The organism is Enterococcus gallinarum NBRC 100675, assembly GCF_001544275.1.
Taxonomy (GTDB): Bacteria; Bacillota; Bacilli; order Lactobacillales; family Enterococcaceae; genus Enterococcus_D; species Enterococcus_D gallinarum.
In genome coordinates, this window is record NZ_BCQE01000026.1 from 31,946 (window position 1) to 54,259 (window position 22,314).

The following is a 22,314-nucleotide window of genomic DNA, read 5'->3' on the forward strand; positions in this document are numbered from 1 at the left end:
TTCGATGACGAAATATTTCACTTTGATAAAAGAAATTAAATAACGTACCAAATAAAAAATAGAAATACTAAAAACCTTGCTAAATAAGGCTTTAATAATAAACAGAAGATCAATTAACTGTTACAAGTTTCTTTTAAGCTAATCAAAAAAGCCGAATGAATCTTAAATATTTTCATAATTTCCGGAAATTTTCTGAAACAAATTTTCTTATATTACAAATTTGTAAAAAACAATTCAACCTGTAAACTTATAGAAAACACTGTTTTTTCTGAAAACTCAAATATATTTCGTGATTTTTCCAAGAAAGGGATTGACTTCCCACAAAGGTATGATACGATATTTCTAACGTTTGTTGTATTTTTATACATAATTCAAGCTATTATTGTATTTTAAAACAAAAAGGAGTAATTGAATGAAAAAGATGTGTAAATGGTTCGCTTCAACAATGATACTGATCGTCCTGTTCTTTTGTGTTACCACAAAACTGGTACACGCTGAAACAACAGATCCCGTCTATGAAAAAATAAAACAAAATGGCGCATTGATCGTTGGCTTATCTGCGGATTATGCCCCCTATGAATTTCATACCACGATTAATGGCAAAGACGAAATTGTCGGCTTTGATCTATCAATTGCCAAAAAAATCGCTGATGATCTAGGTGTCGATCTTAAAATTGAAGAATTAGGTTTCGATGCGCTGTTAGGAGCATTAAAAACTGGAAAAATCGATCTTGTCATTTCGGGGATGGCTGCTACCGATGAACGTAAAAAGGAAGTCAACTTTTCTGACACTTATATGGAAGTCCAACAAAAAGTGATTGTTCGAAAAGAAGATCAGAACCGGTTTCAATCAACAGCAGATTTCAACGGTGTAGCTGTCGGTGCTCAAAAACAAACCACACAAGAAGAATTAGCTAAGAATGAGTTGTCCGGCTCACTTGTAACCTCTTTGCAAAAAGTTCCGGATCTGATCACAAATTTAAACTCAAAAAAAGTGGATGCTATTGTGATGGAAGGTCCTGTGGCGGAAGCCTATGTTCAATCAAATGATAACTTAGCAATTGCCGACGATGTGGTCTTTGAGAAAGGTACGAAAGAAACAGCGATTGCTATTTCAAAAGAGGCGCCGCTGCTCCTGGAAAAAATCAATGCTTCCATCAAGACGATTGTCGATAACGATCTATTGAGTCAATATCAAGATGAAGCCTATGCTCTAATGTTCAATGAAGAAACAGGAGCACCTGAAGAAGGCTTCTTTAGCAAATATCTGCCCTTTTATCTCTCAGGAGCCGGTTATACTATTTTTTTAGCCTTTGTCGGTGTACTCTTTGGCTCGATTGCTGGTAGTCTACTGGCATTTATGAAACTTTCTGCGTCAAAAATTTTGCGTTGGATTGCGATTGTTTATATTGAATACGTGAGAGGTACCCCGCTCTTAGTACAGATCTTTATCGTTTATTTTGGGACTGGCGTACTAGGTCTGGATTTATCCAAATTAACGGCAGGTTGTATCGCTCTTGCACTTAATAGTGCCGCCTATGTGGCTGAAATCATTCGTGCGGGGATCAATGCGGTCAACAAAGGTCAGTTGGAGGCAGCCCGTTCATTAGGAATGAATCAAGTTCAAGCGATGCGCTTCATTATTTTTCCGCAAGCCATCAAGAACATTTTACCTGCTCTCGGCAATGAATTTGTGACAGTCATCAAAGAGTCTTCTGTTGTCTCTGTCATTGGTGTCTCCGAATTGATCTTCCAAACAGGGGTCGTCCAAGGTGCCAGTTTCAAACCTTTCCTACCATACGTGATTGTTTCCTTGATTTATTTTGTCTTGACTTTTGCTCTTTCACGATTACTAGGAGTTGCAGAAAGGAGAATGAAAACAAGTGATTAGCGTAAAAAAACTTTTAAAAAATTTTGGTGCGACAGAAGTTCTGAAAGAGATCGATCTTGAAATCTCCACGGGTGAAGTCGTTGTGATCATTGGACCTTCTGGAAGCGGCAAAAGTACTTTTCTGCGTTGTTTGAATCTTTTAGAACAACCTACCAGTGGTCAAATCGAATTTGAAGGAAACGATCTTTTGGCTAAAGAGATTGTGATCGATCAAATTCGTCAAAAAATGGGTATGGTATTCCAAAACTTTAATCTGTTTCCTCATAAAACAGTTTTGGAGAACATCACCATCAGCCCCATAAAAGTAAAAAAACAAGATCAAGAGACCGCTGAGAAAAAAGCCTACGCACTTTTGGAACAAGTTGGATTAGCAGACAAAGCGACTAGCTATCCTGCAAGTTTATCTGGTGGGCAACAGCAGCGAGTAGCTATTGCTCGTGCGTTGGCTATGGATCCAGATGTGATGCTTTTTGATGAGCCGACTTCTGCACTAGATCCGGAGATGGTTGGTGAAGTATTAGCGGTGATGCAGGCACTCGCCGAGAAAGGCATGACGATGGTCGTTGTGACTCATGAGATGGGCTTTGCCAAGCAAGTAGCGGATCGCGTGATCTTTATGGCTGACGGTGTCATTCAAGAACAAGGAACACCTGAAGCGATCTTTGACCATCCGCAAAATAGCCGCACACAAGATTTTTTAAGAAAAGTACTATAAAAAATGGAGATGAACCTATGAAACAGTCGATGATTGCACAACGATTTCAAACACCCGAAGAAAATCTACTAATGGACATTGCAACGATTGCCAAGAAAACACCAAATTTGATAGATCTGTCCATCGGCGATCCTGATTTGATTACTGATCAGTCGATCATTGCTGCCGCTTTTACGGACGTCAAAAATGGACATACAAAATACACGGCTTCTGATGGCAGTGCCGACTTTATTCAAGCTGTTGTCGATTTTTATCAGAACCATTATGGATTGACTTTCGCCAACGATCAAGTACGGGCCTCAGTTGGTGCGTTACACGGCATGTATCTTGCCTTGTGCGCGATCTTAGATCCTGGAGATGAAGTAATTATCCATGAGCCTTACTTTTCTCCTTATAAGCAGCAAGTTGAAATGGCTGGCGGAAGCCCGGTTTTCATCCCTACCTTTGAAAAAGATGGTTTTCAGATCGCTATTGATGTATTAAAAGCAGCGATTACCGACAAAACAAAAGCCATTATCATTAATTCTCCCAACAATCCCACTGGTGCTGTCTTTTCGCCGACAACTTTTAAAGCAATTGCTGAAGTTGCCGAAGAAAATGATTTGTTGATCTTGTCAGATGAAGTGTACGAAGCCTTTTGTTTTATGGAAGAGTTTGTTCCTATGGCAACTTTTGCGCCTGAGCGGACGATTACTTTTAGCAGTTTTTCAAAAGCTTTTGCTATGACTGGCTGGCGGATTGGTTACATGATCGCTCCTTTATCCATCAATCAGACAGCCAAGTTGATTAATGAAAGTATTGCTTATTCTGCTCCTACCCCCTCACAACGAGCGGGAATCTATGCGTTGAATCACTACGACGAACTTGTTCCAGCAGTCGTGGAAACCTTCAAAAAACGGCTAAGTTACATTCAACAACGAGTCGCTACTATTCCTTTTCTTTCTTTGTCTCCTGTCAAAGGAAGTATGTATGCCTTCATCAACATAGAAAAAACTGGCTTGGATTCTGTTACTTTCGTTGAAAAACTTTTAAAAGATACTAGCGTGCTAATGATTCCCGGTAAAGCTTTTGGTGAGACGACTGGTGATCATTATGTCCGTTTAGCTGCTACGCAATCAATGCCAATGCTAAGAGAAGCCTTTGATCGCATTGAGCAGTTCACTTTTTAATCAACAAAAAATCCCTCTGCTCCAAGAGAGTGAATCACTCCCAAAAGTTAGCTTTTATGGCTAACTTTTGGCGAATGGTTCAATCACTCTAGTTGCAGAGGGATTTTTTATTCTTTTTTTGCTTCTTCAATCAGTTTTGCTATTGCTTCTTTTTGATATTCTGCAGTGAATTGACTGATTTTTGCTTTTTGTTCCGCCGCATCCATTGTTGGGTCAGCCATCAAAGCGGCTTGCATCTTCTCTTGAACAAAAGTTTTTGCTTCTGTTTTCATCGCTTCTTGTTGGTTTTCAACAAGACTGGCTAGTTTTTTCGCTTGATCAACAGTTAAGAGAGTCCAAGAATCTGGAAGAGAGAACGTATTCTTTTCACGAATAAACTCTTCATCATTCCCAGCTATTCCAAACAAGAAACGATAAAAATCATTTTTATACGTCCAACGGGTCGTTTTCGTTTCTTTTTGTGCCGATTTGGCATCTTCGACGACATGATTCGTCACATGGTCCATTCTTGTTTGTTTTGGTTTCTTTTGCGACTCATCTGTGCGGTACAAATAGATTTTCTCAGTTCCATCACCCAAAGGTTGATACAACAGCATTGGCAACTGATCATTGTCACTGCTTGAAACTAACGGCTGTGTAGTCGTTGTGGTGGTTTTTTCCATCCCAAAATGTGCGGATAGATTGGCCATCATTGCTGTTAAGCTTAAGACAAAAACCAAACCAAAGAGAAGTGAAATAACAGTTTGGACTTTATTTTTGGCAAAAACATTTAATAACGCAAAGGCAATTACACTGATGACGACAATCACTAACATCATTTGCCGTCACCTCCTTTAAGAACAGTCAACTGAGGCTCTTTTTTCTTCAATGCAAAGGCAATCAAAAAGCCTAAAAAGCCAAAGACAACAGCGACATAAAAAGCAGCATGATAACCAGAAAGCGTTGCTTCGATCGCTTTTTCTTTGTAAGCAAGCGGTGTTGCCTTCAACAAGCCATCACTTGGAAGATTTCCTTTGGTTACATTTGATAAGACACTGATCAAAATCGCCGTTCCAATTGAGCTGGCAACTTGACGGAAAGTATTATTAACTGCTGTACCATGACTGATCAAGTTTCCTGGCAAAGCATTCATACCAGAAGTAGTAACTGGCATCATAACCATGGAAATCCCAAACATACGAATCGCATAAAGAATGACGATATGCAAGATCGGTGTGTCTTTTGTTAAAAAGGCAAAAGGCAATGTTGCAGCAGTCAAAATGAACATACCGGTAATAGCTAAACGCTTTGCCCCATACTTATCAAAAATTGCCCCAGTGATCGGCATCATCGCCCCCATTACCAATGCCCCAGGTAAAAGCATCAAACCAGAATGAAAGGCAGATTCTCCCCGAATATTTTGGATATATAAAGGCAAGACCATTTCTGCGCCCACCATGGCCATATTGGTCACACCAGAAAGAATGGCCGCTAATGTGAATGTTTTCGATGAAAAGACGCGTAATTCCAAAAATGGATGCTCGATGTGCAATTGTCGCCAAGCAAAAAAGGCGATAAACAAGACCCCAACTACTAAGAAACTAATGACCTCCACGCTTCCCCAGCCCTTGTCTCCGACACTGGAAAAACCATACAACAATGTTCCGAAACCGATGGTTGAAAGAATGGCAGAAAAAATATCAATTTTCGGATGAGACAGCTCGATAACACTCTTCATCAAGAAGACAGCTAAGATCAATACTAAAATAACGATTGGAATGACCATTCCAAACAAATAGCGCCAAGTATAGTGGTCAATGATCCAGCCGGATAGTGTTGGGCCTAAAGCTGGTGCCAACCCAATAACGATCCCCGACATTCCCATTGCAGAACCGCGTTTTTCTGGCGGAAAGATCGATAACATGATATTTTGCAACAACGGCATGGAGATACCAACACCGGCAGCTTGAATCAAACGACCTAATAGTAAGATCGAAAAATTAGGTGCTGCAAAACAAGCAATTGTACCAATTAAGAAAATCGTCATGGCAGTTAAATACAAATTTTTCGAATTGAATTTATTAATCAGCCAAGCGGTAATTGGAATCATGATCCCATTAACAAGCAAGAATCCGGTCGTCAACCATTGAACATCAGAAGCCGTAATATCGAAGGCATTCATCAAGGTTGGAAAGGCAGTCGTCAGTAATGTTTGATTCAATACTGTACAAAACGTACCGATCAGCAAAACGACAACCAATAAAGAACGATTGTACGGTTTACCGTATATATCTAAAGGACGATTATTTGTCATATTTCACACTCTTTTCACAAAATTTTTCAACAGCACTATACACTTTAAAACTTTCTCACTTATTTGTCAACCTACTTGACACAAAAGTAAAACAAGTTACAATATAAACAAATACCTTTACAAGAATGGAGAAAGCATGTCTCAAACCTTTCGTAAATTATTAGAAAATGACAATTTGCTGGTAGGAATCAGCGAGCTGAGCCAAATGTGTGAAGTCTCTCCGCGTCAATTGCGTTACTGGGAACAAAAAGGCCTTATCCAATCCGTTCCTCAAGAAGAAAATGCGCCACGTAAATATCGACTGCCCACGGTGATCAAAGTTGAGTTGATCAAACGTTTCCTTGATGAAGGCTTTACTTTAACAAAAGCGGTAGAAAAAGCAGAGGAAAAAATAAAAACTGCACACCATATACGTAAAGTTTTTACAGGGGCACTCCAGAATTTGGAAGTAATCAATGACCGATTTACTATTATCAGCCTAGGACCCATCAAGGATTCAAACCAATGGCTGCACATTATCCATGATGATGAATCGAATCAGCTTGACTACGAATTATTACCGGAAAACCAGCCATTGGACATTGATAAATACCGTAATCTCTGAGAAAACAAACAATAGTTAAAAAAGGACTGCTGCACGCCCTTCGTCTTTCGGGAATGCAGCAATCCTTACTCTTGCCATAGCTCGTCATAATACTTGATTTTGTTATCTAAACGATTCAAAGTCCCTTTTAGTTCCTCAAAACGTTGCCGCAAATTTTCTCGTTCTTCGACTAGTAATTGTTTGCGGGCCTCTTTCGTTCTTTGGCTAAAAAATATTATGTATCAGCGCCACAGCTAGCGATTCGCTATTGCCTCCAATTAGATCTCCTTCCTTTACCGAAAACAGCATCTATTGAACATATGAAAAACAACGCCGATGTTGCTTTTACAATTTCAGAAGAAGATCTGACTCAATTAAAAGAAATCACTATGAATGATTATGGCTCTAATAATGAAATTCCTGTTTTCAAACGAGCCGCTACAAAATAATTGCAACTGAAGAGCGCTTTCCCAGAATCATTTCTGTCTCAGTGCAGAATCTGAATTCTGGGAAAGCTTTTTTGATGAGAAAAAGCCCTAAACTTATTTTGTTTCTTGCTTGAAGTGTTCCTTTTGAGAATGAGCGGCGGTTTTCAGTAAAACGAGAAGGATCTTCACAGCCCTCGCAGTCATTGTCCATTTGACTGCTTCCGAGAGAAATCATTTACAAAAGCCATTTTTCCATGCTATAGTCCCTTTGAAGAAGTCAAAGGTAGAAGCCGCTTTGAATAGCTGACTTAATTGAAAAATTGACAAAATTGACAAAATTAACTTAGTAGCATTCGTAGCGCTAGCTACCAAATCGAGAAAAGGAGTCTGTATCCATGAACAAAACAGAATTTTTACAAGCAATATCTGGTGGCTTGATCGTTTCTTGTCAAGCTCTGCCAGGGGAACCCTTTTATACCGAAGAAGGTGGCGTGATCCCTCTTTTTGCGGTGGCAGCTCAAGAAGCAGGTGCGGTCGGAATTCGTGCCAACTCTGTACGAGACATCCAGCAAATCAAAGAAAAAGTGTCCTTGCCAATCATCGGTATCATAAAAAGAGACTACCTACCTGAAGAACCGTTCATCACTGCTACGATGCGCGAAGTAGATGAATTAGTTGCAACCGGTGTCGAAGTCATTGCGCTGGATTGTACTTTGCGAAAAAGGCACGATGGTCTAACCATCAATGCATTTATCAAAAAAATCAAAGAAAAGTATCCTGACCAGCTGCTGATGGCAGATATTGCGACTTTTGAAGAAGGCCGCAATGCTTACCAAGCTGGGGTCGATTTTGTTGGCACAACATTAGCGGGTTATACCAAAGACCGTGAGCCAACAGATGGACCCGACCTCGAACTGATCCAACAACTTGTCGCTGAACAGTTGCCCGTCATCGCTGAAGGAAGAATTCATTCTCCTGAACAAGCCAAACAAGTTCAGCGTCTAGGGGTTGCAGGTATCGTTGTAGGCGGTGCGATTACCCGCCCCAAAGAAATCGCGGCTCGTTTTATCACAGAATTATCCAATTAGTTTCATAAAGAATCGCATACTTCTAGGGCTTCTAGCGAACAAGCCTCTGATGGCTGAATAAGGGTACCATGATTTTAGATGCATCTGACACAGGTGCATCTTTTTTTGCAGGTATTCTATTCTTTGTACTATTTTTCCTCTGTTGAATTTGATTGCTGATAACCGGGAGTTTCCCTTGTGAGTCGAGTCACATTTTTTGTTGTCTTTTTTAGAATACTTTATACTGAAAGAAAGAGGAGAAAGTGAGTGAAGAAAATGACAAAAATCAATGCAGGTGTCGCCATGGTAAAAGTCTTTGAGGCTTGGGGGATCGATCACATTTATGGCATTCCCGGCGGTTCATTTAATTCCACAATGGATGCACTATACCAAGAACGCGAATCCGTTCGCTATATCCAAGTTCGCCATGAAGAAGCAGGCGCTCTCGCCGCCGCTGCTGATGCCAAACTAACTGGTAAAGTCGGGGCTGTCTTTGGTTCAGCAGGCCCTGGAGCTACCCACCTAATCAATGGATTGTATGATGCTCAAATGGATAATGTGCCCGTAGTAGCATTACTCGGTCAAGTGGCATCAAGTTCAATGAATTACAATGATTTCCAAGAAATGAATGAAAATCCGATGTTTGCGGATGTCAGCATCTACAATCGAACGGTCATGTCCCCTGAAAGTCTACCACACGTGGTAGATGAAGCTATCAAGGCTGCCTATAAATTTCGGGGCGTCGCTGTCGTGACGATTCCCGTTGATTTTGGCTTTAAAGAGATTGAAGCCCAAGAGATCGCCACAGCCAAAAACCATAAAACTGAGGTTATCCTACCTAATGAAGCAGACTTAAAAGCTGCCCTCCCCTATTTTGAACAAGCAAAAAAACCCGTTCTTTATATTGGACAAGGGGTGTTCGGCGGATTTCCAGCGATCAAAAAATTTTCCGAGTTCTTTTCAATGCCAGTTGCGGCTTCTGTTTTGGCGAAAGGAATCGTTCCTGATATGTATAAGAATTTTCTTGGCTTTGCCGGAAGAGTTGCCACGAAACCTGCGAACGAAGCACTAGCCGAAGCGGATCTGATTGTCTTCGTGGGGAGCGATTTTCCATTTGGTCGTCGTTTCTTTAATCCGAAAGCCAATTTTGTTCAAGTTGACATTGACTCCTCGAAATTTGGGCGTCGGCACAACACAGATGTCTCGGTGTTAGGCGATGGGATCACTGCGTTGAATCAATGGGTCACCCTAGGAACCGAACGACCAGCAGACCAATGGCTGGCAGCAAATCAAGAAAACATTGTTCGCTGGCATGCTTGGCGCCATCACTTTGACACCAATCAACAAGCTCCTCTTCGTCCAGAACCGATCTTCAAAGAAATTAACCGCATTGCCGAGCCGAATGCGATTTTCGTCAGTGATGTCGGAAATGTGACGATCAACAGTATTCGACATTTAGACATGACAGGAGAACAGCGTTTTACCACTTCTGGCTGGTTCGCTACGATGGGGAACGGTGTTCCAGGAGGAATTGCCGCCCAATTGAGTTTCCCCGATCGCCAAGTCTTTACATTGAGTGGGGATGGCGGTTTCGCCATGCAAATGCAGGATATTTTGACCCAAGTCAAATACCAATTACCAATCATCAATATCGTCTTCTCTAATGATTCTTTTGGATTTATTGAAGCAGAACAAGAGGATACCGAACAAAAGAAATTTGGAGTCTTTCTAGAAGGCGCAGACTTTGGGAAAGTTGGGGAAGCACTTGGTGCAAAAGGATATACTATCACTCGTTACGAAGACCTAACACCTGCTTTTGATGCAGCAAAAACCAGCAACGGCCCTGTAGTTATTGATATCAAGATCGAAAATGCTCGTCCACTTCCTGTAGAGGAATTGAAATTGGATCCAGAAAAATTTTCGGCAGCTGAAATCGCCGCCTTTAAAGAAAAATACCAAGTCCAAGAAATGCCTACTTTGAGAGAACTGCTTAAAGGTAATTAGCATAAAGCTATGCCCTAAGAAACAAAAAAGACCGAACAATCAATCTGACACTTCCAATGTTTTTCGCGGAAGTTGTCAGGCATTGTTTGGTCTTTCTTTTTTGTGTTTTAGATCACAAATCTGATTGGTTTGACTCCCTTTGCAAATCAATCAAGAAACAGTCTGGAAAAACGTTCGCAATTCTTGCTTTCTTGCAGCTGAAATCTGCGTTTTAGGAATTCCTTGTATTGCTCCCTCAATCCCATAGAGCATGTGTAGACAAGCCCCGGGATCCCGTTGGGTACGAATACGCATAAAAATGGTTTCTGCTGTTGCAGACTTCATTTTCTCCACCGAATCGATGCCAATCGCATGCAAGTGTTCGGCAAGAACCTTTCCTACATTCGGTATTTTTTGTAATTCTTCCATGATACTCCTCCTCTCAACGATGTTTCTGCAGTTTTATATTTATTGCACAAATCTTGTTTGATTGTTACCCTATATTCCTTCACAAATCTGCATTAATTTTGATGGGCAGAAAAAGGAAGCTTCATCAGAAACAATAAGACTTTTTTCATTTTATCCCTCCTCTTTATTTTAGCGAATTGTCCCCTAAAATGTAACCCTACCGTTTACTTCTTTAGCAACATCGCAATTGTTTCACTCTCTTTCGTATAGCTTTCGCCACAAACGTTGCTATAAAGCTGATACTCTTTAAATCCAACCGCAGCCAGTTCGGCAGCCAATGAGTGCTCTGTAAAACAACTAGTCCACACATTGTAAGTTATCTGATCCTCTTGAGTGATCACCATTGTTTGATCTAGCCAAACAAAGTTGGGATATTTACTGGTCTTATTCAATGCAAGATAGGAGTTCTCGCTCCAAAAGCCAGCTCCTTCTGAGTAGTCCCATGATTGCTGCACTACAGTCTGATCATATTTCGTTGCACTAAAGACATCTAGCAAGAATTTTCCGCCAGGCTTCAACCAGCGATAAATGTTTGCTGCCAGCAGATGTCGATCGTTTGCAGATAATGCACCAAAGTCGCAATAGATCATCACGATCAAATCAAAAGTTTCTGTCAATTCCATCTCAAGGTAGTCTTGTTTTAGGTAGGAAATAGGCAACTGTTTTTTTCGTGCAGACTCTTTTGCATAGTCGATCGATCGCTTTGAGAAATCTACCCCTGTTACTTGATAGCCAGATTCAGCAAACAATTCTGAATAGAGCCCTGGTCCACACCCTAGATCAAGAAGGGTTGGATAATCTGCTGGTGGAACTTTTTGACAGATCCAGCTAGCAGATTTTTTGATAAAGGACCGATTTCGACTGGCCCCATCTATACTCGGATCCAAATGATTTTCTAGCATTTTCTGAGAAATATAGTCATCTGTCCAGAATGGTGTATCGGTTTGTTGATAGATTTTTGGCTGTTTGATGAAGTCTTTCATTTTGTTTCGCATTTTTCTGCTCCTTTGATTGATTATTTGTGTAACTGAATAGTTTTCTTTAGTCCTCCTTTTGCGTGATTACTATAAAAGAATAAAAAAAAGCGATGGTTACCCATCGCTTCCGTGAAAAGAGAAGTTAGAGTAAGATAAAATCAATAGCTAGGCAACTTAAATAAACCTACAAAAGCGGTTATTTTTAGCCTGTTCAATTGATTTTATTTACTCTTTTCCAGTCATACCTATAGCACTGATTGTGTACTATCAGCTATGCCGAACTTCATCACCTGTTCATTCAATTATGACTATACTTTACCACATTAAAGCAGTTGCAGCAAACCCTTTCACGATTTTGCGTTCAACGTTACGAGCATATGCGATTAAGAAAATGGCCATACGTTTAAGTGATTTTTTTAAGTTTTTGATCAACGACTTGATAGACCTCATTAGCAACTTGATCAACAAATAATTGATCATGAGAAGTAAATATAACTGTTCCAAGATAATCCCTCATTAGTTTTTCCAGGGCTTCAATCGTAGGAAGATCAATAAAATTAGTTGGTTCATCCAAAATGAGAACATTTGCTGGTTTAACAAAAAGCAGCGCAATTTGAACTCGTGTCGCTTCTCCTCCGCTCAAATTTTTTACGGGCTTTAAAATTTCTGTTTGATAAAAACCAAGGTTATGCAAAATACTTCTGACAAATGATTCAGAATAATCGGTTTGTTTCATTAAATAAACAAGAATTGATTCCGATTCAGTCATTTTATAGGACAATTGTTGGTAACTAGCAAAAACTACCTTAGGAGATAAGACAATTCCTTTACCATCATTTAAAATATGATTCAATAAAGTCGTTTTTCCACAACCATTTGCACCTACAATCGCGATACGCTTTCCTAATCCAAATTGAAAATCACAATCATCAAACAAAACTCTCTGTTCATATTGAATTGAAACGTTGTCTCCTTTTATCGGATAAGGATTATGAATTTCTATGCCTTTTGGTGCTGGAAAAATAATTTGTCTCGGCTCAGTCAATGAATGATGCTCACCTAAATGATCCAAACGGCTTTTCATTGCCTTTGCTGTTTTATGAAGATTCTTTTGAATTGTATCCTTTTGTTTGGATGATGCCAATCGATCAGGACGACTATTTTTCTGCTGCATTTTTTTAGAGACTTTACTAATCTTTTCAGCTTGCTGAAGTTTACTTTCAATCGTCGCTTCCAAGCGCTTCTTTTCTTTCAAGTGACTTTCAAGCGCATGTTTTTGATGCAGTAATTCCATTTCCTTTTGCTGTTTATACGCATCAAAGTTTCCGTGATATTCCCGTACACACCCCTGATCAATTTCCCAAATTTTCGTTGCTAATTGGTTCAAGAAAAACCGATCATGACTGACAAAAAGCAATGTACCATAGTAATGCCTCAACTCCTCAATAAGCAATGAAATACTTTTCTGATCCAGATGGGTGGTAGGTTCATCCAACAAAAGACCCATTTCATAGTTCGATAGTGTTCGAACCAATCGTGACTTTGCGGCTTCCCCACCGCTCCAGCTATCCATTGAATGTTTTGGTAACGAAAAGCGGCTCATGATTTCCCAGTCAACGGATGAAAAATCGTAAGAATCCTCGATCCCTCCAATTTGGGCAAAATAATTAAAGGTCGTGGTTGTCTGAATCGTGCCACTATCAGGCTGGATTTCTCCAGTAATTAATTTTAACAGTGTTGACTTTCCTTCCCCATTTCTACCAATGATCCCGATTCGTTCTCCATGATAGGCGGATAACGCCTCAATTGACAAGACTTCTTTAGCGCCATATTGTTTTTTGATCTGTTTGAATTGGACTGTTAATGTTTCCATGAATGATCTCCCTCTCTCGTCTAGGAAAAAGGAAAACACAAAAAAGGCATAGCCTGGCGCTATCCCTTCATAAATAATTGGAAAAGTAGACACTCATCCCTTGAAATCGCGATCACCTAGACTTTTGAATAGTATTAAATTAACGATTCAAAAGATCGATCCACAATTTCATTGCCGCTGTCATGACTTTTCCTCCTTCAGTAAATGATTTCCTTAAGTATAGCAGATCCGAAAATACTTGTACAGAAAGGTTCGCATGAGTTCGCTGGAAGTCCCTTACACCAGTGTGTCCTATAATTTCAGCGGAAGATCTGTCATCCTGCGAGCTCATGGGATCGTCTGCTAATCAAATCATTCCTTCGTAATCACTTGATACATTTTCGCGATATCCTCGGCTGCCATCGTAACTTTAGATTTTTCGATCAATACGTTCTTCCCTGTCATAATATAAGAAGGCAATAAGCGGATCTTTCCATAATAGATTTCAGTCTGGCGTATTTTGTAAGTTGCAACGGAGGGAATCGCATTCTTTTTTTGCTGCTTTTTGGCGATTTGATTGAAGGCTTTTTTGGCGACATCCCCCATTAGCATAATCACTTCAATATTTGGAAATAACGACAACTCTTTTTCTAATAGCGGTAGATTCTCAGTGATAGTTTGTGTTTCAATTGTCGTCGCGTGTTTTGGCGTTTTGATCGCATTGGTCAAATAAATCCCTAAATCCAATAAGTCATGGGCAGAATCTACATAGATCCCAGCTTGTTGAAACAACGGCAACGTCGTAGAAAGATAAGCGCCATCTGTTGCCCCATAAAAATCATCTGTTGGATCTAGGGGAACGACTTCATTGATCAATACTGCTTTAATGGTTTTCGGATCGACTTCAATATCATTCAAAAAGATACTTTTTTCTGCTCCAGCCATCAATGCCTCTTTCACATTCATTTTCTCACTCCGTTCCTATTCTCTTTTCCTTAATCATACAAAAGGAAAGCGGCGAAGTCGAGGAGTATTTTGTGTTGAGAAAATCAGTCGGTACCCCTCTCTAAAAGAGACAAAAAACTGCGTAAGGAGGATTTCCTTACGCAGTTATACTCAATGAGTCGCGCTCATTTATTACTTATTGTAAATCTTTGGTCCTTTACGCATATTCTTGCGATCATTTTTTGGTGTGTCCATTTGTTTCGAACGGCCACCACCTTGTTTCTTTTTGATCAGTTCAAGCATTTTTTCTTTTTGGTTCACTATTTCCACCTCGTTTTCCCCAGACCCTCTCTTATCTGATAAAACAAATCACTTTGATAAAAGAATTTAGCATCCTGATTAAATCTACTTGGATTTTGACCGTTTGTCAATCGTTGATTGCACAATGTATGTGTCTGTAATTTTCCCGGAAGCTCTTTTCTCCCGTAAAAATTAATTTTAGATTAAAAATGCACTGTGTGTGCACTTTGTATCTATTGTTATTTTATTTACTTTTGATTATTTTCTTTATCGATTTCTTCCCTTTTACTTTAACATATTTCACTCTTTTTGCAAGAGAGAAGTTAGAAAAAAATCTCTAACTGTTTTATTTTATAAACAATAATTGACATTTAGTCTTGAAAATAGCTCAAAAACAAGGTAAAATTAATCTGTAAAAATTAATTTTAGATTTAGATTAGTCGCAGTGCATGACTAGTCTGCGTGGCTCTTTGTTTCTTTACAAAGAGTCTTTTTTTAGTTTTCATTTCCTTTATACCAATCCAATCGCTCTTTAGTTTGTTTTGAAGGTTTATGATAGTTTATGGCATAGTTTTTTATATTGTCTACTTTTTGCCGTTCATCCTCGAAAAAGTGATTTGGGCACTTTCCTAACTCTGCCACCAATCGATCATCCAACGCAAACGCTTCTTTCCACTTCTCTAAAAAGATTTCTTTTAGTGTACCATTGCGTTTTGTGGTCAATAACCAAGCCATTGCCTCTAAACCTTTTCCCCAATACTTACTATTGCGTTTCATCCGGAAGGTCAAGATTCGGTGTAGACTCTCCATAATACCGATTCCTTGTTTTTCACCTGATAACTCGCGCAAGTGATACGGCTTGATAATTTTCCAATTTCGCCGCAAATACGCTCTTAACTTTTTGACATGAGTTTCTTGTTCTTTGGTTTCTACATGCGATTCTAGTGTATCTAAGGCACATTGCAAATCTCTAGTAGAATAATTATTGATTGAATTCTGAAAAACAGGAATTAATTCTGGTACAAAGACACATTGCTCTAATTTTAATGAGATATGATAACGATCTAAAAAGTGTTCATGTCCTTTTACTACTGGCAAAAGACTTTTAAACGTTTTTTGGCTATACCCTTTTCCACCGTCTGAATTGGTCACAATAACGGTGTTTTTCAAATCATAGGTACGATACAAATAATTTTCTACATGATTCAATGTTTTCTGATGACCTAAACCGACAAATTGTTTGAGGTTTTTAGCCATTTTCCGTTGACCGTTTGTCTCTATTCCTTCGTGAACGATAAAATGTGCCAATTCTTTGTTTGTTCCATCTTTGCCACCTACAAACACACCATCACCTTCGATATAAAGATAGTCCACTTTACACTTTCCTTCTGTGCCATATTCTTCTAGATACGCTTCATGTTCTTTGTATTTTGTCTCGTATTCATGAACAACTTTCATGACGGTATCTTTTGAGGCTTGAACATTACCAACCACCTCAATCAATTCTGACGCCTTCCGGTAAGAAGTTACCATACTTAACTCTGCCAAGGCGTATTTTGTTCGTAAAGAATAGCGATCATATCTCTCTAAACCAAGCAAATTATCAATCGGGTAAATAATGTGTCCGTTTCTTTCAACCGATTTTCTTGTATACGTAAGCACGCCAAACAAGAACTGCACACTACGTTCGACAGCTTTTCCAACGGTATATCCTTTCACTTGATAACTTTGAATCAATTGTGGCTCTTGCCAATTGATCCATGATTGAATAACACGATTCATGAGATTAGAAGAGTAATTCATTAATTGTTTCTCTTTCTCTAAACCATCGTTGTTGGTGCGTAAAATTTCATGTAAGTCTGTCAAAAAAGCGGCAAACATATTCTTCTTGTCCTTTCTGTATTCATTACTTATGTATTACCAGGTAAAACTTAGACCTGGCAGGTTGTTTTGTGCATCGGCCCGATCATTTCAAGTAATACTTGTAAAAGTTCTTCCGGCGTATAATTTTCAAGTAAGCTTTTTAACATCTCTTCTAATTGCCTACGTTCTGTTCGAGATAACTCAGACTGTGTTAATACATTGTTGATATGTGATAAAAAACTTTCATTTGTCATGGGTAAATTTCCTTTCTGATTCGATCTTCTGGTATTTTGAAAGCTGTTCGATACACAACCGCAAAAACGTCTCTTCTGATATGATTTTCACCTGTTTTTTCAGGGCTTGTTTTCTTTTCAGTGATTCTCCAAAATCAAACAGCGTTACTGGTTGTTTGCCAGCAACTAAGTAAGTTGTTTCTTTCGTGACTGACTGTTGAACGCGACTACCTAAAGCAAGCACTAACTGTTGTGCTTGTTTGCGCGTAAAACAGTCCAATGTTCCGGTAAACACAAAGACCTCATTCATTTTTCCTACCTCCTATAATTGACGAATCAACGCTGTAAAAAATGCGGAAGCATTCGGGCGCCCTTGGGGAGTAACATAACCTGCTTGTTTTGCTAATTCATTTAATTTTTCTCGATCAGAAGGATACAAAGAAAACATATAATCTTTCTTCTGCTCTTTTTCTTGATTCGCCATCTTTTTTATCGCATTGGAGGGCTGAACAATATTTTTGGTCATTTCTTGCTTTCTTGTAGTAACTTTTTGTTGAATGACTTCAAAGTGATTCATGCGATCAATTCCTTTCTCTTTATAGTCATTGTAATCTGTTTAATCATTTTTTTAACAAGTTCATTTTATTTTTTATCTATTTATCTACAAATAAGAACCTTCTGTAATAGATGGAAAAAAGTTTTTCTCTTTTTATTTGTTTCTTCCAATCCTGTTTTGTCCCAATAAGCTCCCCATAATCTAATCGAAAAATTCCATATTCTAGTCTAGAAAAAATTAATTCATCCAAATGCTTTCCTAAACTAGTAATTAACTTAGTAAATGTTAATGATCGTTCAGATTGATTTTTGGGAAATGGAAGGGATTCTGAACTACTGATTAGAACAGCAACTTTCACCTGATTTCCTTCTTGTTCTAATACAAAATAATCTTTAAAACAAACAGAAATTAAAGTCATTCGTTTTAAATCAAAATAGTAATAAGCTGTTCCTTTGTTCATTTCTAATTCATATAAGCAATCATACCATCCACATCGACTATCAAATACACCATAAGCAATCGTCAAAATTTTTTCTGATTGTTCACTAGTTAAGCTGATTCTTGTACTCTTTTCTTCTAAAAACTCTAACTCTTCTGCACTAATCAAAAGATTAACACCTTCCATCATCTCCCAATAAGCATATTGCATACCTATTATTTTATCTGGATACATTTTTTCTAAATATTCCTTTTGTCTGCATATCTCACAACTACATGATTTTTCCTTCAAATTTTTTCCTCTTTTCATCTTTTCTATTTTCCATAGGGATTTTCCATAGGGATTTTCCATAGGGATTTTCCATAGGGATTTTCCATAGGGATTTTCCATAGGGATTTTCCATAGGGATTTTCCATAGGGATTTTCCATAGGGATTTTCCATAGGGATTTTCCATAGGGATTTTCCATAGGGATTTTCCATAGGGATTTTCCATAGGGATTTTCCATAGGGATTTTCCATAGGGATTTAGGAGGCATTGCTTCGCTCGCCTCCTAATCACCATCAATACAAGTTTTGATCTTATCTAACAATTCATACGTTTGCTTCTTGAACTCCTGGTATTGTTTTTGTTGGTACTTTTCTTGTTCAAATAAGTTTAATAAAGAAATACGCTGTAAACTAGCTTCGTTGAATGCGGTACGATCCTGGAAATAACCTAAAAACATATCATTTCCTGAAATAATTTGTTTGAATTGCCGAGAAACGTCGGTATTATGCGCAATTTGGTTTCCTATATAGCGTACCTCCGCATGAACATAGCTTTTTCCAGTAAACACATCTGTTAATTCATTCGCTAGATACTCGATATGTCCATTTAAGTTTAGGAGTGCTTCGAAACCGTCTGCGCTTGGATCAGACACACCTAAAACGAGATCAGAAGCTGCTAACATATTATTCGTGATAATATTGCTATCGTTTCGTGTATCGATTACAACATACGCATACTTCTTGAATGTATCAAATTGGCGTAAATAGCTACTAAAGATCAAGGTATTGTTGATTCGCTGAATCAATTCCGTATTTACTAGCTCTAATTCAGCTGTACCTGCCACTAAATCCAACTGCTCTCTTACTGCCATTGGGACCACTTCTTGACGTCTAAATAATCGTGTCAATTCTGCTTGTTCCTCGATTTCTTCGGTAAACCGTTTTGTTGCATTTCCGCTTTCGTCGGAATCAATCAAGCATGTCTGGCCAAATCGTGAAAGATATACTGCTAACATACAAGATACACTTGTTTTTCCTGTACCGCCTTTTTTATTGTTTACTGCAATATACTTTGTCATTGTTTTTCCCTCTCTTTATTATTGATATTCTAGGCGTTCCTTTTGTCTTAATTGTTTTCCTTCTCGTACGCCTTCCTGAAATGCTCCCAGATCTTTTATTTTCTGAGATATGTCTTTTCCTGGTACTAGCGATAATTCGTTATACTCTTTTTGTACATATTCTGGTACTTGCAATGCCAATTCATACCCATTTGTTTTTACTTGTTCCCAGAACTGTTCCTGCAATCCTGCAAGATATCCTTGAATATAATCTTGCTTTAACTGCCATTTTCGTTTTCTTTTTCGCTTGATTTCTGGCCGTTGCATGTACGTTCTTGCACAATAAGCAATACTACCTTTCGCAAAATGAAACGTAATATCCGCAATTTCTACATCTGATTTTGTTCCTAAAAAATGCAATTCAACTGGTGTACCTGCTACATAGTAATATTTCACGCGAAAATTCCAATAAATAACTCCTGCTAAGAGATATACCCATTTCTGCGGCTTTCCTTGATAGACAACAAAATCAACCACTTTCTCTTCAAAAGAAGATTGTTCACAATCAAATAGTTGTTCTTCAGATACTCCGTAAGCAAGCATTAACTCTTGTGCTTTAGCTAATGCACTCATGGATTCTTCGTCATTTGCATCATTCGCTAAAGCTAAAAGCTTTTGAATTTTCATAAATCGTTTATCGCTCATTTTTTATCCTCCTTCCTTGAATACCAAATGTTTTCATCACTTGATATTCTGCTCGAATCATTCGTTCAAGTGTATGAGCTGGAAAATACCTCATGTTACTTTCTGCTCGATCTCTTGCGACAATCTCCTTCCACATTTCTTTCACTTCTCTTGAGACTAAGCAATCAATTCTTACTTTTTCTTCCACATGTGGAGCTTTTACCTTCACATGTGGACTTGAATCATCTTTTTTCATTTAGAAAACTCCCTTCTTTCTTCTACTTCATACTTATACATATACTCGTCCCAGGACAAAAACAAATAAATGAATAAACTAGCAAACAGTCCTAGTTGAATCATGCCAGGTAATAATCGTGTAACCATCCCTACTAAAATAAGTGCAACAATTAATCGTTTATTCATCTTGAAATTTCACTCCTTTGATAGACTCGGTGATAATTTTGTTCGATACTTCTTTTCCATCGATTTCCCTCCCTTGGGTCATTTTCTTTTCATTCCTGCATAAAAACCGGCACAATCTATCTCAAATCGTTTTTTTAATACGTTTAAACAATAGTCTTGTCTTTTTTTCGACTGACGAATATTTAACTCTTGATATCCATATATGCCAGGGCAATTATTTTTGAACATTTGGCTTGCTAAGTACCTTTCACGCTTCAAAATAAACCGATAATCTTCTTCTGTGTATTCACTAGCTTTCAATAACCCGCTACTTTTTACATCATTTAAGTAGTATTCAAGAAAATCTTGTTCTGAGATCACTCGTTCGTTTTCCTGAAACAACTCTGAACGATTGATTCCCCATTCTTCAAAATACTCCATCAACACATGATAGTCTGGTTTACGTTTGTGCTTGGCTACGTAACAATCATATTCTTGTACCGCAAACAAATACTCATTATGCAAAAGATTCAAGGAGCGCCGACTCGTCAAATCACATTCAGGATATAGACGAGTCACACCTGTTTTAATGATTTCAATATAACGATCAACATACTCCTCCAATTCCATCATTTCACCTCTAAATAAAGACTTTTTTCTAAGAAAGGCGTTCAAACTGCCTTGTGCCTCGTATTAATTGATACTTACTTTTACAGCTGGGACATTCCCAAATATAGGTTGGATAGAAATTTCCTCTACTTCTTCTTATTTGGTGTTCTGCCAACTCGGAACAATCATATTTTATATGGCTTGGCGGCCAATGATGGTGCTGATTAAACTGATTGACTGGAATCAAATATCTCCCATTAAAACACTCGCGATTTGAAAATTGATACATCTTTCTCCCTCATTTCTTCATAGCATCTTCATACCGATCAAAAATATGGACTTTTTCGATCGGTAGTTTTCCAGTTTGTTTTTCGATCAGTTTGGGCAAGATTGTTTTTAACCATTTTTGATCTGACACATAGTCCGGGAAATTGCCGATCGTAGTAAGCACTGTATCATCTGTTGTAAAATCAACGAGCAAAATATTTTTGTAAGGTGGAATACTCGCAACATAATTAATGATATTTTCATTTGTATTCTCAAAAGATCCAATATAGGTAAACTCGTGGTAAATATCTATCAAACCCATCTTTTTCCCTCCCATCCTTTTATAGAACGATTCGCGTATTAATGTTCTTTGGGTTCAATACTTCATCATCAGTAAACAAAATCATCTCTACTATTTGAAGGCTACCGTTAAAATCTTTGAAAGGGGGAAAATCCCCCTTAATAATAGCTACTTTCATATACTGGTTGACCATCATAGCGATAGAAAGTGTCCCAACTGCGATTACCATATAACTCATTAGGGTATAGTGCTGAATTGATTCGTTTTCTAACAATGCTGTCTTTTGTTCTTGCGAGCGGATAATCAATAAACTCATTTGGTATGGGCGCAGTCGTTCCACTCATTGAGGTATATGTTTTGACAGTCTGCTTTTTTAATGGTCGAAACCAGGCGGTTTTTTCCGTTAATTTCACGATCTGCCAGAAAGTAACATTGGTTTGTTCATAGCCCCAGGAGCTATAAAAGATGTCTCCGACTTGATATGGTGTGTTTTTTGTTTGTGTGATCATAGTTGACTCCTCCTAAAAATAAAGTTTTTTATTTTTTTGAAAGTTGTTCTTCCCTCCAACCTTTTCGGTGGAGGGAGTTGGCTAGGGTGTTAGGGGCAAAGCCCCTAAGGTTTTGATTTGAGTGACTTTCATAGTCAGCTGAAAGATTAAGAAAAGGTATTCTGTTGTCAAAGATCAAAAGTGAAAATTCTGATTAGATTTTCTTTTCGTGCGTCGGTCGTTTGGCATAACCGGCTCGAAACCATGTTCTGACGATTGCCAAGGGCGCGCAGCGTGCATTTTACCCTTGGCGATTGACAGGTTATGGTTTAGGTTATACTAGCCAAATGACTGATGCATGAATTAGAAAATCTTCTGACTTTTCACTTCTTTGACAACAGAATACCTTGATCCTATTCATAGCTTGAAAATCATTCAAATATTAGGAGCTTACTCAAAGCTTTACAATAAGTGG

At 38.4% G+C, this 22,314-nt stretch carries 26 protein-coding genes; 7 read left to right on the plus strand and 19 right to left on the minus strand.

Annotation, left to right across the window (positions count from 1 at the left end; genetic code table 11):
• Positions 1-412: 412 nt before the first annotated feature.
• The 3 genes from EG2_RS13820 to EG2_RS13830 are packed head-to-tail and all read left to right on the plus strand — an operon-like array spanning position 413 to position 3,775.
• Positions 413-1,891 carry an ABC transporter substrate-binding protein/permease gene (locus EG2_RS13820; protein WP_060815124.1) on the plus strand — a complete coding sequence of 493 codons (1,479 nt, stop codon included), beginning with the start codon at positions 413-415 and terminating at the stop codon, positions 1,889-1,891.
• On the plus strand, positions 1,884-2,606 hold the full coding sequence (locus EG2_RS13825) for an amino acid ABC transporter ATP-binding protein (RefSeq protein ID WP_060815125.1): 723 nt from the start codon (positions 1,884-1,886) through the stop codon (positions 2,604-2,606). The genes EG2_RS13820 and EG2_RS13825 overlap by 8 nt, the downstream gene beginning before the upstream one ends.
• 17 nt (positions 2,607-2,623) lie before the next feature.
• Positions 2,624-3,775 (plus strand): pyridoxal phosphate-dependent aminotransferase, encoded by a 1,152-nt coding sequence (locus tag EG2_RS13830; protein WP_060815126.1) that lies wholly within the window; start codon positions 2,624-2,626, stop codon positions 3,773-3,775.
• Positions 3,776-3,882: 107 nt separating this feature from the next.
• Here EG2_RS13830 and EG2_RS13835 read toward each other — a convergent pair whose 3' ends face one another.
• Together EG2_RS13835 and EG2_RS13840 are read right to left on the minus strand one after the other, a co-directional pair.
• Positions 3,883-4,593 carry a DUF4811 domain-containing protein gene (locus EG2_RS13835; RefSeq protein ID WP_060815127.1) on the minus strand — a complete coding sequence of 237 codons (711 nt, stop codon included), beginning with the start codon at positions 4,591-4,593 and terminating at the stop codon, positions 3,883-3,885.
• Complete coding sequence (locus EG2_RS13840) at positions 4,590-6,068, minus strand: MDR family MFS transporter (protein ID WP_060815128.1); 1,479 nt, start codon at positions 6,066-6,068, stop codon at positions 4,590-4,592. Before EG2_RS13840 ends, EG2_RS13835 begins: the two co-directional genes overlap by 4 nt.
• A 136-nt stretch (positions 6,069-6,204) precedes the next feature.
• Between EG2_RS13840 and EG2_RS13845 the strand changes: the two genes are divergently transcribed.
• From EG2_RS13845 to spxB, 4 genes are all read left to right on the plus strand, one after another.
• Positions 6,205-6,672 (plus strand): MerR family transcriptional regulator, encoded by a 468-nt coding sequence (locus tag EG2_RS13845; RefSeq protein ID WP_060815129.1) that lies wholly within the window; start codon positions 6,205-6,207, stop codon positions 6,670-6,672.
• 200 nt (positions 6,673-6,872) lie between these two features.
• Positions 6,873-7,100, plus strand: coding sequence for an aldo/keto reductase (locus tag EG2_RS13850; RefSeq protein ID WP_060815130.1), 228 nt, complete (start codon positions 6,873-6,875; stop codon positions 7,098-7,100).
• Between the two features lie 374 nt (positions 7,101-7,474).
• Positions 7,475-8,167: an N-acetylmannosamine-6-phosphate 2-epimerase gene (locus EG2_RS13860; RefSeq protein WP_003127257.1), complete on the plus strand. Its 693-nt coding sequence runs from the start codon at positions 7,475-7,477 to the stop codon at positions 8,165-8,167.
• Between the two features lie 255 nt (positions 8,168-8,422).
• Positions 8,423-10,150 (plus strand): pyruvate oxidase, encoded by a 1,728-nt coding sequence (spxB, locus tag EG2_RS13865; RefSeq protein WP_060815138.1) that lies wholly within the window; start codon positions 8,423-8,425, stop codon positions 10,148-10,150.
• 150 nt (positions 10,151-10,300) lie between these two features.
• On the opposite strand, the gene EG2_RS13870 is transcribed toward spxB, so the two are convergent.
• The 17 genes from EG2_RS13870 to EG2_RS19905 form a co-directional block, all read right to left on the minus strand.
• A complete protein-coding gene (locus EG2_RS13870) occupies positions 10,301-10,558 on the minus strand; it encodes a TfoX/Sxy family protein (protein WP_003127255.1) in 258 nt (85 codons plus the stop codon).
• A gap of 203 nt (positions 10,559-10,761) precedes the next feature.
• The gene (locus EG2_RS13875) at positions 10,762-11,592 is read right to left on the minus strand and encodes a class I SAM-dependent methyltransferase (RefSeq protein WP_060815131.1); all 831 of its coding nucleotides are present in this window, start codon (positions 11,590-11,592) and stop codon (positions 10,762-10,764) included.
• A 385-nt stretch (positions 11,593-11,977) separates the two neighbouring features.
• Complete coding sequence (abc-f, locus tag EG2_RS13880) at positions 11,978-13,447, minus strand: ribosomal protection-like ABC-F family protein (protein WP_060815132.1); 1,470 nt, start codon at positions 13,445-13,447, stop codon at positions 11,978-11,980.
• 351 nt (positions 13,448-13,798) lie between these two features.
• On the minus strand, positions 13,799-14,392 hold the full coding sequence (locus EG2_RS13890) for a uracil-DNA glycosylase family protein (RefSeq protein ID WP_060815134.1): 594 nt from the start codon (positions 14,390-14,392) through the stop codon (positions 13,799-13,801).
• Between the two features lie 171 nt (positions 14,393-14,563).
• Positions 14,564-14,692 carry a hypothetical protein gene (locus tag EG2_RS19730; protein WP_005472549.1) on the minus strand — a complete coding sequence of 43 codons (129 nt, stop codon included), beginning with the start codon at positions 14,690-14,692 and terminating at the stop codon, positions 14,564-14,566.
• Between the two features lie 474 nt (positions 14,693-15,166).
• Positions 15,167-16,552 (minus strand): ISLre2 family transposase, encoded by a 1,386-nt coding sequence (locus tag EG2_RS13900; RefSeq protein WP_060815135.1) that lies wholly within the window; start codon positions 16,550-16,552, stop codon positions 15,167-15,169.
• Between the two features lie 50 nt (positions 16,553-16,602).
• On the minus strand, positions 16,603-16,788 hold the full coding sequence (locus EG2_RS13905; protein WP_010709764.1) for a hypothetical protein: 186 nt from the start codon (positions 16,786-16,788) through the stop codon (positions 16,603-16,605).
• A complete protein-coding gene (locus tag EG2_RS13910) occupies positions 16,778-17,077 on the minus strand; it encodes a BRCT domain-containing protein (RefSeq protein WP_010709765.1) in 300 nt (99 codons plus the stop codon). The genes EG2_RS13905 and EG2_RS13910 overlap by 11 nt, the downstream gene beginning before the upstream one ends.
• Positions 17,078-17,089: 12 nt before the next feature.
• Entirely contained in the window at positions 17,090-17,344 is a 255-nt protein-coding gene (locus EG2_RS13915) for a hypothetical protein (RefSeq protein ID WP_010709766.1), read from the minus strand.
• A 76-nt stretch (positions 17,345-17,420) separates the two neighbouring features.
• On the minus strand, positions 17,421-18,269 hold the full coding sequence (locus tag EG2_RS19735; protein ID WP_255210089.1) for a hypothetical protein: 849 nt from the start codon (positions 18,267-18,269) through the stop codon (positions 17,421-17,423).
• Positions 18,270-18,314: 45 nt separating this feature from the next.
• The gene (locus EG2_RS13930; RefSeq protein ID WP_071870231.1) at positions 18,315-19,109 is read right to left on the minus strand and encodes a ParA family protein; all 795 of its coding nucleotides are present in this window, start codon (positions 19,107-19,109) and stop codon (positions 18,315-18,317) included.
• 18 nt (positions 19,110-19,127) lie between these two features.
• The gene (locus EG2_RS13935) at positions 19,128-19,793 is read right to left on the minus strand and encodes a DUF2786 domain-containing protein (RefSeq protein ID WP_010709770.1); all 666 of its coding nucleotides are present in this window, start codon (positions 19,791-19,793) and stop codon (positions 19,128-19,130) included.
• Positions 19,783-20,028: a hypothetical protein gene (locus tag EG2_RS13940; protein ID WP_010709771.1), complete on the minus strand. Its 246-nt coding sequence runs from the start codon at positions 20,026-20,028 to the stop codon at positions 19,783-19,785. The genes EG2_RS13935 and EG2_RS13940 overlap by 11 nt, the downstream gene beginning before the upstream one ends.
• Complete coding sequence (locus EG2_RS19190) at positions 20,025-20,195, minus strand: hypothetical protein (RefSeq protein ID WP_010709772.1); 171 nt, start codon at positions 20,193-20,195, stop codon at positions 20,025-20,027. Before EG2_RS19190 ends, EG2_RS13940 begins: the two co-directional genes overlap by 4 nt.
• 78 nt (positions 20,196-20,273) lie before the next feature.
• The gene (locus tag EG2_RS13945; protein WP_225596072.1) at positions 20,274-20,807 is read right to left on the minus strand and encodes a hypothetical protein; all 534 of its coding nucleotides are present in this window, start codon (positions 20,805-20,807) and stop codon (positions 20,274-20,276) included.
• A gap of 274 nt (positions 20,808-21,081) precedes the next feature.
• Positions 21,082-21,372: a hypothetical protein gene (locus EG2_RS13950; protein WP_010709775.1), complete on the minus strand. Its 291-nt coding sequence runs from the start codon at positions 21,370-21,372 to the stop codon at positions 21,082-21,084.
• Between the two features lie 137 nt (positions 21,373-21,509).
• Positions 21,510-21,695 (minus strand): hypothetical protein, encoded by a 186-nt coding sequence (locus EG2_RS19905; RefSeq protein ID WP_029681101.1) that lies wholly within the window; start codon positions 21,693-21,695, stop codon positions 21,510-21,512.
• Positions 21,696-22,314 lie beyond the last annotated feature (619 nt).